Raw genomic sequence first — 16,036 nt, forward strand, 5'->3', positions numbered from 1 at the left:
CAAGGGCATCGCCGAGCAGGTCGCCCTCGCCCGCGGCGTGTCGCCGTGGCGGGCCGCGAACGACCTCGCCCTCGCCAAGGGCCTCGTGCGCGAATTGCCGCGCACGCTCGCGCTGCTGACCGGTGCCGCGATCGGCGAGCAGGCCGCGTGGAACGTGGCCCGAGAGACCGTGTGCCTGATGCCCGAGGACCGGGCGGTGGTGGATGACCGGCTCGCCGGGCGGCTGGGTGGGATGAGCCCGAAACGCGCGGCGGCGACCGCCCGCGCGGAGGCCGCGAAGGTGGACGCGGAGTCGGTGGTGCGGCGCATCCGGATGGCCGAGGCGGATCGCTGCGTCACGCTCCGGCCCGCGCCGGATGCGATGGTGTATCTCAGCGCACTGCTGCCGGTCAAGGACGGCGTCGCCGCCTACGCCGCCCTGAGCCAGCACGCCGACACTCTCAAGGCCACCGGTGATGAGCAGTCCCGCGGCGCGATCATGGCCGACGCGCTCCTGCACCGATTGACCGGGTACGCCTCATCCGAGCTGATCCCGGTCGAGGTCCAGCTCGTCATGCCCGCCACCACCCTCCTCGCCAGCGCCGCCCACGCCCGCGACGGCGGCGGCCCCAGCGCTCACGGCCGCGCGGCCGACGGCGAGGACGACGGCCTGGATGGGGACCTGACTGGCTTCTGGGGCGAGCATTCCGGCCAGGACGCACCCTCGCAGACGGCCGGTGGGGAGTGTGGCTGGATCGGGGAGCATCCCATTCCGGCGGTGATCGCCCGCGACATCGCCCTCGCCAGCGGTGCCGAGGAGGCGGCGCGGTGGATCCGACGGTTGTTCACCGACCCGATCAGCGGCGAGATCACCAACGCGGACGCCACCCGGCGGCGGTTCACCGGCGCCACCCGCCGCGCCATCGTCGCCCGGGATCGGGACTGCCGCGGCTGCGGCGCACCCATCCGCCACCTCGACCACATCCAGCCCCACGCCCACGGCGGACCCACCACCATCGCCAACGGGCAAGGCCTGTGCCAACGGTGCAACCAGGTCAAGGAACAACCCGGCTGGCGCACCCAGCCCCGCATCATCGAAGGCCGGCACGTCACCGTCACCACCACCCCCACCGGCCACGCGTACGTCAGCACCCCACCACCCCCGGTCGCCGAGCCACCACCACGGCGACAGGTCACCAGCCTCGAGCAACACCTCCGCAGACGCCTCGCCGAGCACCTCGGACCCCGAGCCGGCTAAGCCCACTCGCGGCGTACTCCGGTACCGAAACCACCCGCTTTCGGTACCGAAGCACGCCGCGAACAGGGAACGGGCGATCGCTTCACCAGCTCGGCGAGCGGCGCGGAGAGAGAGCGCCCGCTGGAACGACAAAGCCCAGGTGCGCCGATACCGGCTGCTACCTGGGCTTTTCCTGCTCCCCTACTTGGACTCGAACCAAGAACCCTTCGATTAACAGTCGAATGCTCTGCCAATTGAGCTATAGGGGACCGTGTCTCCGTGCGACCGACAAACGATACCGCATGCGGCTAGGGTGGAGAACAACACCCCCTGCCCGAATGACCAGAGTCACGAGAGAAGGACCGAATACTTATGCGCAAGCTATTTTTCCTCGCCGCCGTCGGCGCCGGATATGTCCTCGGCGCCAAGGCCGGCCGCCAGCGCTACGAGCAGATCAAGCGTCTGTCGCGCCAGGTCAAGGACAACCCGAAGGTGCAGGGCATGGCGGGCATGCTCGAGGCCCAGGCCGAGAGCGTGGTCGACACGGTGAAGTCGAAGGTCTCCAGCACTGATTACCCCACCACCAGGAACGAGGAGATCAAGGAGAACCCCGCGGCCGGCGTGTAGTCGCCGACGTAGGACTCGAGCCGGTAGTCGGCTCCTCCGGTGCCGGGAAGCAGCGACCGCGCTGCTTCCCGGCACTGTCTCGTTAGGGCCACAAGCCCTCTTCAAGCGCAGGTCCTGCGGGACTTCTGCAGACGCATCGGTGCTAGTAGGTTCTAGATCACACCCAGCGATCGAGGAGCGAACGTGGCCCTTAAATCAGTCGGCACCGGCGATCACGCCGTCCTCTGCCTGCATGGATGGTTCGGATCGGCCGAGGGGTGGGGTTTCCTTCCCGATGTCGTCAACGGGGAGGCGTACACCTACCACTTCCCCGAGCTGCGCGGGTACGGCGCGCGCCGTAGCGAGATCGGTGAGTACTCGATGAAGGAGTACGCCGCCGATGCCCTCGCTGCGGCCGACGAGGCGGGCATCGAAAGGTTCTCGATCGTCGGTCATTCGATGGGCGGAAAGGCAGCTGCCGCGCTCGTCGCCCTGGCCCCCGACCGGGTCCGCGCCCTGGTCGGTATCTCGCCCGTGGCACCCGCGCCGGTGCCCCTCGACGAGGACTCGCACGCGCTGTTCTTCGGCGCGCCTACGAGCACCGAGAACCGCTGCACGATCATCGACTTCACCACCGGTAACCGGCACGGCAAGCACTGGCTCGACTCCATGGTCGCGCACTCGGAGCGCTCCTCCACCGTCGAGGCGTTCACCGGCGCCGTCACGTCGTGGGTGAACGACGACTACCTCGCCGACGCCGCCAACATCACGACTCCCATCCGGGTGATCGCGGGCGAGCACGATCCGGCGCTGTCCGCGGACGTCATGCGCGCCTCCTGGATGCAGATCTACCCGAACGTCGACCTCGTCGAGCTTCCGGCCGCGGGCCACTACGCGATGTACGAGACCCCCGTCGCGCTCGTCAACCAGATCGAGAGCTTCCTCGAGCAGCACTGAGGCGACACCGATGCGCACGGCCGCACCCGGCACCGAACTCATCCACGACCCGACGACGTACGACGTCGGGCCCCCGCTCGACGTGCTGGACCGGCTCAGGGAGAGCGACGGGGTCGTGTGGGTCGCCGAGCCTCCCGCGCCCGGATTCGCCGGAGGTCCGGGCTACTGGCTGATTCTTCGCCACGCCGACGTCGAAGGGGTGCTGAAGGCTCCCGCCACCTTCTCCTCGCACCTCGGCGCGACTCAGGTGCGCGACCCGGCGACACCGGAAGCACTGGCCTACGTGCGCCGGATGATGCTCAACATGGATCCCCCGGAGCACACGCGGCTGCGGCGGCCGCTGCAGAAGTCCTTCACCGCCCGCGCGGTCGCCCGCCTGGAGCGGCAGATCGAGGGGCACGTCGAGTCCATCCTCGACCGCACCCTCACCGGGGACGGCGGAACCGTCGACTTCGCAAAGGAAATCAGCGCCGACCTGCCGCTGCTCACGCTGGCCGACGTCCTGGGCGTACCGCCCGAGGACCGGCTGCTGCTGTTCGACTGGGCCAACCGGGTGATCGGGTTCCAGGACCCCGACTACGCGACGAGCGCCACCTTCCAGCCGACAACGGGAACCGGCATGGCGCGCGCCGCGATGGCACTTCGCCCCGCACCGGACGCCGAGGGACGAATGCCCGATCCCCGGACCCGCGAGGGCATGCCCGATCTGTACCACTACGCCCATCTGCTCGGCCGGCAGAAGCGTGAGGACCCCGGCTCGGACGTCATGTCGATCCTCATGGCGCACGGCTCCGACGACACCATAAGCGTCGAGGAGTTCGAGAACATGTTCTGGCTGTTCGCGGTCGCCGGCAACGAGACGCTGCGCAACGGCCTACCGGGCGGCATGTACGCACTGCTGTCGCATCCGCAGCAACAGCGCCTGCTGCGGTCCGACCCGAGCCTGCTCGACCGGGCGGTCGAGGAGATGCTGCGCTGGTGGACGCCGGTCATGGTGTTCCGGCGGACGGCCGCCGAGCCGGCCGTCGTCGGCGGTCAGCCGATCGCCGCCGGCGACAAGGTCGTCGTCAGCTTCCTCTCGGCGAACCGGGATCCGCGCGTGTTCACGCACCCCGCCACGTTCGACATCACGCGCGACGCCCGCGAGCACCTGGTATTCGGCTACGGCCCGCACTTCTGCCTGGGCGCGCACCTCGCGCGGGTCCAGATGCGCACGCTGTTCCGGCAGCTGCTGGAGCGTACGTCGTGGCTCGAGCCGGCCGGCTCCCCCACCTGGCTGCGCTCGTCGTTCCAACGTGGCGTCAAGTCCCTGCCGATTCGCTGGACGAGTTCTTGATGCTATCCCCGGGCTCAGGCGGTCGTCTGGATGACGACCTGCAGACCGTTGTCGGGATGGTAGGTCCATGACGCCTTGCAATTCTTTCCCTCGGCGGTCTGGGTCCCGTCGATAGCTCGAGTCTGGCCCATCTGCGTCACCACCCCGCCAGCGTTGAACCCCAGCTTCGACATGTACGCGACAAGCTCGCCGACCTGCGCACCCGACACTCCCTGTGACACCGTGAACGACACGAAATCGCTGCCTCCGGTGGCTGCGATACTCGGCATGTGCTTCTGGGCAAGTGCAAGCAGGTTGGGCACCTCAGCGGCGGCTGCGTCTGCCGACGCCTTGGCCGATTCGTACCCGTCGATCACGCCCTGTTGGGTCTCGATCGTCGCACTCGCAGCGTGAAGGCTGCCCGAGAGCGCGGCGGCGGTTCGCCGCGAGTCGGTCAGGTCGCCCTTGGTGATGACCCACAGGGCGCACAGAGCCGCTGCGGCGAGCGCCAGCGCGATCGTCGAAGCAATCCACAGGACTGGGCGGCGTGAGCGGCGTTGCGGCGGGAGCTCCCGTTGGCCAGCCGGCAAAGGGGCGACTGCGGGGGCCGTCGGCGGACCGATTACGTAATCGTCACCGGTGAGCTTCGACGGCTCACCAGGTGTGGATGAACTGTGCATCCCGTGCTCCATGCTGATGATTTGCCGCGGCGTCATGGGTGCTGTCGTCGGCAAGGTGCGGAGAAAGCCAGGCCTACCCGTGTGCTCGAGACGACCATTGAAAGACATCCCCAGGCTAACCTGTGAGTCCGACGATTTTCCATACCGGAAGTTCGCGACTACAGGTCGCGCGGGGTGTGCTCGTCGCGGACGTCGGCCAGCGCGGCCTCGACAGCGGCTCGCACGGCCGGGTCCACCGGACCGGGGCGGTCGAAGCGGTACTGCCACAGCAGCCCGTCCCGGCCGGGTACCTTGCGCCCGATCAGCCGCACCCCTCCGCCGATCTTGCGATGCACAGTGACCACGACGCTGGACTCCACGCGCTGGCGCAGCACGACCGGGATGCCGCCCGGCTCGTCGAACTCCAGGCGCCAGGGTCGCTCGTCGCCGATCTCCGCGCCGTCGAACTGCTTCGCCTCGATCACCGTCAGCTTGCGCTCACCCCACGTGGCCTTGCTGATCTCGTGCCAGCCGATCAACCGGTGCGCCCGCTCACCCACCACGTGCAGCCCGCGCGGGCTGGCCACCAGGATCTGCCCGGTCACGGCCTGCGCCCACGCCAGCGCCCGCTCGTCACGCTCCAGGAACTGCTTCGCCGACTCCGGAACCGGCGGCCGCCCCCGGAAGATCCGCCTCAGCACACCCATCACGCATCGTCCCTTCTGGTCATCGTGTCAGGGGCCGCCGGCAGCCTGCTCGCGAAGCCCGCGGGCGAGCTGCTCCATCGTCGCGAGCTCGCCGAAGGTACGCCGGTACGTCGCGTCGTCTTCCAGCGGGTTGATCCGCTGCAACCGCGACTTGATCTGTCGGATCTGATCGTGCACCCGCGGCAGCCGCAGCGCCGCCAGGATCGACGTGACGTACCGGTGATCCGGCCCGTCCCCCGGCACCGACAGCGGCTCGACGGCGAGCTCGTGCAGCAGCCGGGTGAGCACCGCGGCGTCATCGCCTCGGATCGTGTCGGCGATCTGGTTGATCCACTCCTGCCCGTTCGGCGCCGCGGAGACCCCGCCGGCGGCCTCGATCTGCCGCCGCAGCATCACGTACGCCGGTGTGCGGTACAGGTCCTCGGTCGCCGTGTCGAACGCCGGACCGACCACCGCCGGCGCCTGCAGCGCGAGCTTCAGCGACTCCCGCTCGGCCCACACCGCGGGGTCGTCCGGGCGCGGACGTGCCAGCCGGTGCGGCTCCTCGGGACGATGCTCCTGGCGCACTCGTCTGCGCGAGTCGTGCTCTGGCCGCCAGGCGCGGACCCGCGCCACGATCCGGTTGGGGTCGTCGACGCCGACCAGACCGGCCAGCCGCCGCGCGTACTCCGTGCGCAGCGCCACGTCCTTGATCTGCGCGACCAAAGGGATCGTCTCGTCGAGCGCCGCCACCCGTCCTTCGACGGTGTCCAGATCGTGCAGCGCGATCCGCGAGGTGATGGCGAACTCGACGAGCGGCTGACGACGCGCGACGAGGTCACGCACCGCCGCGTCTCCCGCGTCCTGCCGCAGCTCGCACGGGTCGCGCCCGTCCGGCTCGACCGCCACGAAGGTCTGCGCCGTGAACTTCTGGTCGTCCGAGAACGCTTTGAGAGCAGCCTTCTGGCCCGCCTCATCACCGTCGAACACGAAGATGACCTCACCGCGGAAGACATCGCTGTCCATCAGCAGCTGCCGGATCACCGCTATATGCTCAGATCCGAACGCCGTACCGCATGAAGCAACCGCGGTAGGCACTCCTGCGAGGTGGCACGCCATGACGTCGGTGTAGCCCTCGACGACGACAACCTGCCGGCTCCTCGCAATCTCCTTACGCGCCTTGTCGATCCCGAACAGGACCGTGCTCTTCTTGTACAGCGGCGTTTCCGAAGTGTTGAGGTACTTCGCCTCGCTGGAATCGTCGTCGAAAAGCCGTCGGGCCCCGAAGCCGATCGGATCGCCGTGCCGATCGAAGATCGGCCAGATCAGCCGCTTGCGGAACCGGTCGATCAACGTGCCGCGGGACGACCGTCGAGCGAGGTCCGCAGTCAGCAGCTCCTTCTCGGTGAACCCCTTCTGCCGCAGGTGCTTCACGAGCAGGTCCCACCCGTCCGGCGCGAAGCCGCAGGAGAACTCCACCGCCGCCTGCTGCCCGAAGCCCCGCTCCGCAAGGAATGCGCGGGCCGTGGCCGCCGCGCCGGGTGCAGCGAGCTGCGCCTGGTAGAACTCCACGGCGGCACGGTTCGCGGCGACGAGCCGCTGCCGCTGGCCGGGCTGCCGCTGCCCACCCGCAGGGCCGCTGCCCTGCTCGAATCGGAGCTGGATCCCGACCCGGTCGGCGAGCTGCTCGACGGCCTCCGTGAAGGACACGTGGTCGATCTTCTGCACGAACGAGATCACGTCGCCGGACTCGCCGCAGCCGAAGCAGTAGAAGAAGCCACGCCCTGGGGACACACTGAACGACGGCGTCTTCTCGTCATGGAACGGGCACAGGCCCTTCAGGTTGCCACCGCCGGAGTTGCGCAGCGTGACGTACTCGCCGATCACGTCGGCGATGTTGGCCCGCTGCCGGACCTCCTGGATGTCCTCGTTCTTGATCAGCCCGGCCACGTCACTCACCCCCGCACAGTCGGTTCCGCCACAGCACCGCGCTCTTGTCGGTGAGCTCGGCGACCTGGTCGATGATCGCGCGCAGCCGGCCGGCGTCGTCGGTCGCCTGGGCGTAGGCGTCGGCGTACTGATCCACCAGCTCCTCCGGACGCTCGCGCAACGCGCCTACCAGCTCGCGCAGGACGTCGCGTTGCCGTCGCTGCAGCTCGGCCGCGCCCTCTCGCTCCATGACGTAGCGTACGGCGGTGGCCTTCAGCAGCGCGCACTCGGCCGCGATCACCTCGGGCACCACCAGGGAGGCCCGGTAGCGCGCCAGCGGCACCCCACCGTACTCGCGGCGGGTCGCCTGGATGGCTGCCGCGCTGAACCGGCCGAGCAGCTCGCTGGTCGCCCGCTTGAGGGCCACCCGACCTCGCCGCGAGGCGCCGGCCGACGCGCCGTACGCCGCGACGTCACTCAGCACCGGCAGTGCGATGAGCCCGCGCAGCACCTCTCCGAGCGCGGCCACGTCGAGGTCGACGAAGCTGCCGGCGGCGATCGCGCATACCGCGTCCGCCTCGTCGGGGTCCCGCAGCCGCGACAGGTCGATGAGCCCGGTGATCGCGCCGTCCTCGACGTCGTGCACCGAGTAGGCGATGTCGTCGGCCCAGTCCATGACCTGCGCCTCCATGCACGGGCGGTCGTGGTCGACTCCCGCGCGCATCCACTGGAAGATCGGCAGGTCGTCGGCGTACACGCCGAACTTGCGCTGCCCCTCCCGGCGTGCCCACGGGTACTTGCACGTCGAGTCCAGCACGGCGCGGGTGAGGTTCAGCCCGGCGTTCACGTCGCCGGCGAGCACCTTCGACTCCAGCCGAGCCACCACCCGCAATGTCTGCGCGTTGCCCTCGAAGCCGCCGCACTCCTGGGCGGCCTCGTCCAGCGCGTCCTCGCCGTTGTGCCCGAACGGCGGATGGCCGAGGTCGTGCGCGAGCCCGGCGGCGTCGGTGACGTCGGGATCGAGCCCGAGCGCGGCGCCCATCTCGCGCGCGATCTGCGCGACCTCGAGCGAATGCGTCAGGCGGGTCCGCGGGAAGTCATCCTCGCCCGGAACGACGACCTGGGTCTTGCCGGCGAGCCGGCGAAGCGCCGCCGAGTGCAGGATCCGCGCGCGGTCCCGCGCGAACTCCGTGCGGGTCGCGTCGTCGCCACCGGCGAAGTAGCTCGACTTGCCGGGTTCCTGCACGAATCGTGCGGTGTCCTGCGAGCTGTAGATCATGCGATCGACAGACCCGACTCCGGCGACCCGCCGATGAAGCCGTAGTACAGCAGGGCGCCGGTCTCGCGGACGATGTACTCGAACTGCGTCATCCGGCTCTGGACCGCGGGTCCGGCCCGGGTCGGTGAGCCGTAGACGGTGATGCCCTGGGCAGCGAGCATCGCCTTCGCCCGCAGGGTGTGCGGAGGGTCCGTGACGACCAGCGCGTCGCGCCAGGAGTGCTCGGCGAACACGGGCCCGAGGGCCTTGGCGCTGGTGAGCGTGTTGCTGCCCTTCTCGACGGCGACCACCCGGTCCGACGGCACGCCACCCTTCTCGACCAGCCACCTCTTGCCGGCGCTGGCCTCGGTGAACTCGTCCCCGGCCCGGTTGCCGCCGACGGTCACGATGGTGTCGGCATACCCCTCGCGCCACAGGTCCAACGCGTGCTGGAGGCGCCACTGGAAGATCTTCGAGGGGACGCCGTTGTACTGGGCCGCACCGAGCACCACGATCGTGTCGGCGTGCCGGTTGTCGGTGTCGCGCGCGACGCTCCAGACCGAGTAGGCCACCGCGAGCACGCCGAGCACGCTGCCGATGAGCAGGCCCGCGAGGAGCCGCACGAACACCTTGCCGATCACGCTGCTGCCTTGCTCGAGGGAATGCCGGACGACGGCAATTCTATGGGCCTCGCGCGGCCGCGGTGGTTATCCACCGGAGACGTCGACCTCGGCGCCGAACGGCACCGCGCAGCTGTCGCGGTCGTCGAGCCACCCCTCCGGCAACGTCACCTTGCGGGTCCCGGTCGATCGGCCGCGGGCCAGGCCGAGGATGCTCTCCGGGTACGGCTGGTCGCCCTGCGCCTGCAGCAGGCCGTCGAGAAGCTCGTCGAGCCGGGCCAGCGAATCGATCAGCCCGAGGCTCTGGCGCACCTCGGAGCCGACCGGGAACCCCTTGAGGTACCAGGCGATGTGCTTGCGGAAGTCCCGGCAGGCGCGCTGCTCGCCGAGGTCCTCGGCCATGAAGGCGGCGTGCTGGCGCATCGTGCCGGCCACCCGCGACAGCGACGGGCGAACCCGCTCCGAGCTGCCCCGGAAGGCGTGCGCGAGATCGGCGAACAGCCACGGGCGACCGAGGCACCCGCGGCCGACGACGACCCCGGCACAGCCGGTCCGTCGCACCATCTCCAGCGCGTCGTCCGCCTCCCAGATGTCGCCGTTGCCCAGCACCGGCACGTCGAGCTCCTCGACGAGCATCGCGATGGCGTTCCAGTCCGCCTCGCCGCCGTACATCTGTGCCGCGGTGCGCCCGTGGAGGGCGACCGCGTCGACCCCCTCCTCCTGCGCCGTCCGGCCGGCCTCGAGGAAGGTGAGGTGCTCATGGTCGATGCCCATCCGCATCTTGACCGTCACGGGCACCCGGCCGTCGGCGGCCTGCACGGCCGAGCCGACGATCGCGCGGAACAGGTTGCGTCGCCACGGCAGCGCCGCTCCCCCGCCCTTGCGGGTCACCTTCGGTACCGGGCAGCCCATGTTGAGGTCGATGTGGTCGGCGCGGTCCTCGCTGACGAGGATGCGCACCGCCTCGCCGACGATCTGCGGGTCGACCGCGTACAGCTGGACCGACCGCGGCGTCTCGCTCGGGTGGAAGCGCAGCATGTCCATCGTCAGCGGCGTGCGCTCGACGAGCGCGCGCGAGGTGATCATCTCGGACACGTAGAGCCCCGCGCCGTACTGCCGGCACACCCGGCGGTACGCGCTCGTCGTGATGCCGGCCATCGGCGCGAGCACCACGGGCGGGTCGACCGGGATCGCTCCGAAGCGCAGCCCGCTCATCGCAACCACGTCAGCTTGTCGCTTCCGTCGCGCCACTGCACGCCGCGCACGCCGCGGTCCTTCGGGATCAGGTAGAAGGAGTGGCCGGCGATCGTCTCCTCCGGCAGCACCTGGCCGTCGCGGAACCCCGGGTGCGAGCCGACGGTCGCGGGGGCGGCGAGGTGGACGTCGTCCTGGCTGTCGATCAGGCACAGCCCGCGCGACGGGACGCACTCGATCGGCTCGGTGCCCTTGTTGGTGAACAGCGCACCGACGATCGCCGACGCGTAGCCGTCGGGGATGCTCAGCCCGGCGTCGGTGAACACGTCGTCCGCCGGATACTCGATGGACAGCACCCGCCAGCCGGCCTGCAGGCCGAAGCTTCCGGCGCCCTCGAGGGTCTCGCCGACCTTGCCCGAGCGCGGCGCGATGAGCTCGTCGTGCGCGAAGACGCCGCTGGGCTCGCTGGGCCGCGCCGTGGGCTGCTGCGGCCCCGGCTGCGGTGGTCGTCCGGTGACCGGCGCCTGGGGAGGCGGCGGGTAGCCCGGCTGTCCCTGTGCCGGGCGGTACCCGGGCGGCGGTCCCTGCGCAGGCCGGTAGCCCGGTGGGGGCCCCTGCGGCGGAGGACCCGGAGGCGGCCGGTGTCCAGGGGGAGGTCCGTAGGTCATCGATCGCGCTCCTTTCGTCCTCTAGGCGTGCTGTGGGATCAGGACCCGGCGAGCTTCGGCGCCAGGTAGCCGGTGAGGGCGTCGATGCCGACCCGCTCCTGCGTCATGCTGTCGCGCTCGCGGACGGTGACGGCGTGGTCGTCGAGGGAGTCGAAGTCGACGGTGATGCAGAACGGCGTCCCGATCTCGTCCTGCCGGCGGTATCGGCGACCGATCGCGCCGGCGTCGTCGAACTCGATGTTCCAGTTCTTGCGCAGCGCGGCGGCGACGTCCTTGGCCTTCGGGCTCAGGTCGGCGTTGCGCGACAGCGGCAGGACGGCGGCCTTGACCGGCGCCAGCCGCGGGTCGAGGCGCAGCACGGTGCGCACGTCGACGCCACCCTTGGTGTTGGGCGCCTCGTCCTCGGCGTACGCATCGACGAGGAAGGTCATCAGCGAGCGGGACAGGCCCGCGGCGGGCTCGATGACGTACGGCGTGTAGCGCTCGCCCGAGTTGGGGTCGTGAAACTCCAACGCCGTCCCGGAGTGCTTGCTGTGGCTCGACAGGTCGAAGTCGGTGCGGTTGGCGATGCCCTCCAGCTCGCCCCACTCGCTGCCGGTGAAGCCGAAGCGGTACTCGATGTCGACGGTGCGCTTGGCGTAGTGCGAGAGCTTCTCGGCGGGATGCTCGAAGTGCCGCAGGTTGGCCGGGTCGATGCCGAGGTCGGTGTACCAGCGGGTGCGCTCGTCGATCCAGTACTGGTGCCACTGCTCGTCGTCCCCGGGCTTGACGAAGAACTCCATCTCCATCTGCTCGAACTCGCGGGTGCGGAAGATGAAGTTGCCGGGGGTGATCTCGTTGCGGAAGGACTTGCCGGTCTGCGCGATGCCGAACGGCGGCTTCTTGCGCGAGGCCTGCATGACGTTGCCGAAGTTGATGAAGATGCCCTGCGCGGTCTCCGGCCGGAGGTAGTGCAGGCCGGACTCGTCTTCGATGACCCCGAGGTAGGTCTTGAGCATCATCTGGAAGTCACGCGGCTCGGTCCAGCGGCCGCGGGTCCCGCAGTCGGGGCAGACTATCTCGCTCATCGGAATGGCGTCCGGGTCGTCGAGGCCCTTCTTCTCGGCGAGCGCCTCCTGCAGGTGGTCCTGGCGATGCCGCTTGTGGCACTGCAGGCACTCGACCAGCGGATCGGTGAAGGTGCCCACGTGGCCGGAGGCGACCCACGTCTCGCGCGGCAGGATGATCGACGAGTCCAGCCCGACGACGTCGTCGCGCCCGTGCACCATCGACTTCCACCACTGCCGACGGATGTTCTCCTTCAGCTCGACGCCCAGCGGTCCGTAGTCCCACGCCGACCGGGTGCCGCCGTAGATCTCCCCGCACGGGAAGACGAAGCCCCGGCGCTTGCAGAGACTGACGACCTGGTCGATCTTCGAGGGGGCGGGCTTGGCCACGAGGACTGCTCCATCTGGGTCGGGCGGTGCGAGAAGGAAAGAGGGGCTGATCGCGCATCGAGCGCGATCAACCCCTCTATGCTACCGGCTCATCGCATCGCGGCTCGGCGGCCGCCGCGGCCCGGGACCGGGCAGACTGCGCCCGCCCCGCGACCTAGCTGAGCGAGTAGTCGCACACCTCGAAGTCACCGTCGCCGTTCTTCTTCAGCTTGAAGCTGAGGTCGACCTTCTCGCCCTCGGCGGTGGCGGTGACGATCGCCGTGGCCGAGTCACCGTGCTCCTCGACGTCGTGCACCGTGTACGTCACGTCGGACGGCAGGCCACTGCCCTTGTCGTCGTCACCGATCTTCGCATCGACCGCGGGACAGGACACCGCCTTCGCGGCCGTCGCGTCGCCGTGCTTCGCGGCCTCCATGAACGCGGTCACGGTGTCCTCGGCGCTGCGGCCGCCGCCGCTGAGCACGAGCCAGAGGACGACGCCGACGACGACCAGCAGCGCCGCGGCACCGCCGATCAGCGCCCACAGCCTGCCGTTGCCGGCCTTCTGCGGCGGCGGTCCCCACGGCTGGGCGCCCTGCGGTGGCCGGCCGTACGCCGGCTGCGGACCCCACTGCTGCGGGGCGTCGTAGCCGGGCTGCCGGACCCCCTGCTGGTTCGGGTCGTACGGCCGATTCGGGTCGTATGGCTGGTTGGGCTCGTATGGCTGGTTCATCGAAGTCTCCCGATCGGATCATCCACTCAACGTGCTGCCGGACCCGGCGGACGAGCGGGGTGCCGACTCTACCGAGACGCCGCGCGCCCGCAACCGGTTCGCCGCCGAGGGCGTGACGTCGGTTACCGGCCCGTGCGGCCTCAGCGCGGGTCGCGACGCGGACGCGTCCCGAAGTCGCCGATGCCGGTCGTGGACGCGTCGTCGGCGAGATCGCTGGCGCTGCGCCGTACGCCGTCCGGGCCGGCCTCGAGGACCGGTTCGAACCCGCTGGGCTCGTCGAGGGCGGCGTACAGGAACGGCGTCGCGTGCAGCTTCACGTCGTACGCCGACAACGCCCTGCGGTAGCTGCCGACGTTGCGCCACCGGGTGCACAGCACCCAGGTGATCGGCTCGTCGGTGCTGTGCGCGAGCTCGCCGCCGAGGAACCCCGGGCAGGCCGCGAAGGCGCCGAGGGCCGCGGCCCCGCGACGTTCGAAGTCCTCGCGATCGGCCGGCTCGGCGAATCGCACGATGGCCTGCACGTCGGGCCTCCCTGTCTCATGCACACATGCGGCTTTGACAATAGATGTATGGCGGGCGCAACGTATACCGGTGCCCCAGTCCTCTCCGCCCAACGACCGCGCCGACGTGCCGGTCGTCGAGTCGCGCGACCTGTACGTCTCCTACGGCACCCGGCCCGTCGTACGCGGCGTCGACCTGACGGTCCGCCGCGGCGAGGTCCTCGCGGTGATCGGGGCCAACGGCTCGGGCAAGTCCACTCTCGTGAAGGCCCTGATCGGGCTGGTGCCGGTGAGCTCCGGCGAGGTGCGGATCTTCGGCAACCGCCGGATCGGACGCCGCGAGCGCGAGCAGATCGGCTACGTCCCGCAGCGGGTCGGCGCGGCCGGCGGCGTGCCGGCGACGGTCACCGAGGTGGTCCGCTCCGGTCTGCACTCCGGTCTGCTGCGGCGGACGTCGAAGGACTGGCGCACGGCGCTCGACGAGGCCCTGGAGGCGACCGGCCTGCAGGACCTGCGGCACCGGCCGGTCGCGGCGCTGTCCGGTGGCCAGCAGCAGCGGGTGCTCATCGCGCGGGCGCTCATCCGGCGACCGCAGCTGCTCATCCTCGACGAGCCGCTCGCAGGCGTCGACCTCGACCAGCAGGCGTCGTTCGCGCAGACGCTGGCCCGGATCTCCGGGCACGGCCACACGATCATCCTGGTGCTGCACGAGTTCGGCGCGATCGGCCCGCTGCTGACGCGGGTCATCTCGCTGGCCGACGGGGTCATCGACTTCGACGCCCGTCCGGAGGACGCGCAGCTGCACTGCGAGACCAACGACCAGCCGGACTGGGTGCGGGCGGCGCACGACCACACGCACCCGCACGACGATCCGCACCAGGAGCACACGCCCTGGATGCCGCAGGCCCTGCCGGCCCGAGAGGCGCACCAATGACCGTCACCGCCATGAGCGTGCTGAGCCTGCCGTTCATGCAGCGCGCCCTGATCGCCGCACTTCTGGTGGGCATCTGCGCCCCGGCAGTGGGCATCTACATCGTGCAGCGGCGGCTCTCGCTGCTCGGCGACGGCATCGGGCACATCGCGTTCGCGGGCGTCGGGCTGGGCGTGCTCACCGGCACGTCTCCGGTGCTCATGGCGGTGATCGTCTCGGTCCTCGGCGCCATCCTCACCGAGCTCGTCCGCTCCCGTACGAAGACCAGCGGCGACCTCGCGCTGGCGATCCTGTTCTACGGGGGCATCGCCGCGGGCGCCCTGATGATCTCCATCCAGGGTGGCGGCGGGACCAGCGTGCAAGGCTTCCTGTTCGGCTCGATCCTCACCGTCGGCAGCTCGGACCTGGTGCTCATCGGCGTCCTCGCGGTCCTCGTGCTGCTGGTGACGCTCGGGCTGCGGCGGGTGCTGCTCGCGGTGAGCCACGACGACGAGTTCGCGCGGGTCGGCGGCGTCCCGGTCAGCTGGGTCAACGTGCTCATCGCGGTGACCGCCGCGATGACCGTGTCGGTGGCGATGCGGGTCGTGGGGCTGCTGCTGGTCAGCGCCCTGATGGTGCTGCCGGTCGCGGCGGCGTCCCAGATGGCGCGGTCCTTCGCCGCCACGCAGGTGGGCTCGATACTGTTCGGCGTGGTCGTCGCCGTCGCCGGCGTGGTGCTGTCCTACCCGCTGGACGTCGGACCCGGCGCCCTGATCGTCGTCCTCGCGATCGCGCTGTTCTTCGTGACCACGCTGGTCGGTAGGGTGGGCCGGGCGTGACGCTTCGTCACACCAGCCACCTGCCCGTTCGCCCAGCCGAGGGAGCCGCCGTGCCCGATCCCGCGGTGCACCACGTGCACAGCTACCCGGCGGTGCGGGAGTCCTCCCGGGGCACGGCGCCGTCGTTCGTCGCCGCCGGTGAACTGCTCAAGGCGCTCGCCGCGCCGCTGCGCGCACACCTGGTGTCTTTGCTGGACGAGCACGGCCCGATGTGCGTGCACGAGCTGGTCGAGTCGCTGGACGTCGCCCAGCCGCTCGTCTCGCAGCACCTGCGGATCCTGCGTGCCGCCGGGGTGGTCGTCGGCGACCGGCACGGACGTGAGGTGCGCTATCGGCTCGCCGACGAGCACATCGCGCACATCGTCGCCGACGCCGTCACGCATGCCCAGGAGCACCTGCACCGGCACTGACCGCCGCTCGTCCCCCGTTGTGTTGTGACGACTCTGGGCGACTGCGGAATGTGTCAAGCAGCTTGAGACAGTTCGGGTTGCGGCCGCGGTGGGTTGATGTGGACGACGCCGGGCGGTGCTT

17 protein-coding genes and 1 tRNA gene are annotated in these 16,036 nt (G+C 70.2%); 7 read left to right on the forward strand and 11 right to left on the reverse strand.

Annotated features, from left to right (window positions below; genetic code table 11):
• Nucleotides 1-1,237, forward strand: a 1,237-nt coding sequence (locus tag F8A92_RS16425; protein ID WP_153506258.1) for an HNH endonuclease, incomplete at its 5' end; no start/stop codon positions are given.
• Between the two features lie 175 nt (nt 1,238-1,412).
• Here the strand turns inward: F8A92_RS16425 and F8A92_RS16430 are convergent.
• Nucleotides 1,413-1,485: transfer RNA gene (locus F8A92_RS16430), tRNA-Asn, on the reverse strand.
• A 103-nt stretch (nt 1,486-1,588) separates the two neighbouring features.
• On the opposite strand from F8A92_RS16430, the gene F8A92_RS16435 reads away from it, so the two are divergent.
• The 3 genes from F8A92_RS16435 to F8A92_RS16445 all read left to right on the forward strand — a co-directional run bounded on the left by F8A92_RS16435 (nt 1,589) and on the right by F8A92_RS16445 (nt 4,115).
• The gene (locus F8A92_RS16435; RefSeq protein ID WP_153506259.1) at nt 1,589-1,843 is read left to right on the forward strand and encodes a hypothetical protein; all 255 of its coding nucleotides are present in this window, start codon (nt 1,589-1,591) and stop codon (nt 1,841-1,843) included.
• Nucleotides 1,844-2,026: 183 nt separating this feature from the next.
• Complete coding sequence (locus tag F8A92_RS16440; RefSeq protein WP_153506260.1) at nt 2,027-2,779, forward strand: alpha/beta fold hydrolase; 753 nt, start codon at nt 2,027-2,029, stop codon at nt 2,777-2,779.
• Nucleotides 2,780-2,789: 10 nt separating this feature from the next.
• On the forward strand, nt 2,790-4,115 hold the full coding sequence (locus F8A92_RS16445) for a cytochrome P450 (RefSeq protein ID WP_153506261.1): 1,326 nt from the start codon (nt 2,790-2,792) through the stop codon (nt 4,113-4,115).
• Between the two features lie 14 nt (nt 4,116-4,129).
• Here F8A92_RS16445 and F8A92_RS16450 read toward each other — a convergent pair whose 3' ends face one another.
• The 10 genes from F8A92_RS16450 to F8A92_RS16495 all read right to left on the reverse strand — a co-directional run bounded on the left by F8A92_RS16450 (nt 4,130) and on the right by F8A92_RS16495 (nt 13,777).
• A complete protein-coding gene (locus tag F8A92_RS16450) occupies nt 4,130-4,810 on the reverse strand; it encodes a hypothetical protein (RefSeq protein ID WP_153506262.1) in 681 nt (226 codons plus the stop codon).
• Between the two features lie 122 nt (nt 4,811-4,932).
• Nucleotides 4,933-5,460: a hypothetical protein gene (locus F8A92_RS16455; protein WP_153506263.1), complete on the reverse strand. Its 528-nt coding sequence runs from the start codon at nt 5,458-5,460 to the stop codon at nt 4,933-4,935.
• Between the two features lie 27 nt (nt 5,461-5,487).
• Complete coding sequence (dnaG, locus tag F8A92_RS16460) at nt 5,488-7,398, reverse strand: DNA primase (RefSeq protein ID WP_228389516.1); 1,911 nt, start codon at nt 7,396-7,398, stop codon at nt 5,488-5,490.
• Entirely contained in the window at nt 7,391-8,647 is a 1,257-nt protein-coding gene (locus F8A92_RS16465) for a deoxyguanosinetriphosphate triphosphohydrolase (protein ID WP_153506264.1), read from the reverse strand. Before F8A92_RS16465 ends, dnaG begins: the two co-directional genes overlap by 8 nt.
• Nucleotides 8,644-9,267, reverse strand: a complete 624-nt coding sequence (locus F8A92_RS16470; RefSeq protein WP_153506265.1) for a YdcF family protein — start codon at nt 9,265-9,267, stop codon at nt 8,644-8,646. The genes F8A92_RS16465 and F8A92_RS16470 overlap by 4 nt, the downstream gene beginning before the upstream one ends.
• A 66-nt stretch (nt 9,268-9,333) precedes the next feature.
• Nucleotides 9,334-10,461 carry a tRNA dihydrouridine synthase DusB gene (dusB, locus tag F8A92_RS16475; protein WP_153506266.1) on the reverse strand — a complete coding sequence of 376 codons (1,128 nt, stop codon included), beginning with the start codon at nt 10,459-10,461 and terminating at the stop codon, nt 9,334-9,336.
• The gene (locus tag F8A92_RS16480; protein WP_153506267.1) at nt 10,458-11,108 is read right to left on the reverse strand and encodes a hypothetical protein; all 651 of its coding nucleotides are present in this window, start codon (nt 11,106-11,108) and stop codon (nt 10,458-10,460) included. The genes dusB and F8A92_RS16480 overlap by 4 nt, the downstream gene beginning before the upstream one ends.
• A gap of 38 nt (nt 11,109-11,146) precedes the next feature.
• Entirely contained in the window at nt 11,147-12,544 is a 1,398-nt protein-coding gene (locus F8A92_RS16485; RefSeq protein WP_153506268.1) for a glycine--tRNA ligase, read from the reverse strand.
• A gap of 154 nt (nt 12,545-12,698) precedes the next feature.
• The gene (locus F8A92_RS16490) at nt 12,699-13,256 is read right to left on the reverse strand and encodes a nuclear transport factor 2 family protein (RefSeq protein WP_153506269.1); all 558 of its coding nucleotides are present in this window, start codon (nt 13,254-13,256) and stop codon (nt 12,699-12,701) included.
• A gap of 140 nt (nt 13,257-13,396) precedes the next feature.
• Nucleotides 13,397-13,777, reverse strand: a complete 381-nt coding sequence (locus tag F8A92_RS16495) for an antibiotic biosynthesis monooxygenase family protein (protein ID WP_153506271.1) — start codon at nt 13,775-13,777, stop codon at nt 13,397-13,399.
• Nucleotides 13,778-13,847: 70 nt separating this feature from the next.
• On the opposite strand from F8A92_RS16495, the gene F8A92_RS16500 reads away from it, so the two are divergent.
• From F8A92_RS16500 to F8A92_RS16510, 3 genes are read left to right on the forward strand one after another with little or no spacing between them, the layout of a single operon-like run.
• Nucleotides 13,848-14,690 carry a metal ABC transporter ATP-binding protein gene (locus F8A92_RS16500; RefSeq protein WP_228389517.1) on the forward strand — a complete coding sequence of 281 codons (843 nt, stop codon included), beginning with the start codon at nt 13,848-13,850 and terminating at the stop codon, nt 14,688-14,690.
• Nucleotides 14,687-15,505 (forward strand): metal ABC transporter permease, encoded by an 819-nt coding sequence (locus F8A92_RS16505; RefSeq protein ID WP_228389518.1) that lies wholly within the window; start codon nt 14,687-14,689, stop codon nt 15,503-15,505. The genes F8A92_RS16500 and F8A92_RS16505 overlap by 4 nt, the downstream gene beginning before the upstream one ends.
• Nucleotides 15,506-15,555: 50 nt before the next feature.
• Nucleotides 15,556-15,915 (forward strand): ArsR/SmtB family transcription factor, encoded by a 360-nt coding sequence (locus tag F8A92_RS16510; protein WP_228389519.1) that lies wholly within the window; start codon nt 15,556-15,558, stop codon nt 15,913-15,915.
• Nucleotides 15,916-16,036 lie beyond the last annotated feature (121 nt).

Origin of the sequence: Cumulibacter manganitolerans (assembly GCF_009602465.1) — a bacterium.
Classification (GTDB): Bacteria; Actinomycetota; Actinomycetes; order Mycobacteriales; family Antricoccaceae; genus Cumulibacter; species Cumulibacter manganitolerans.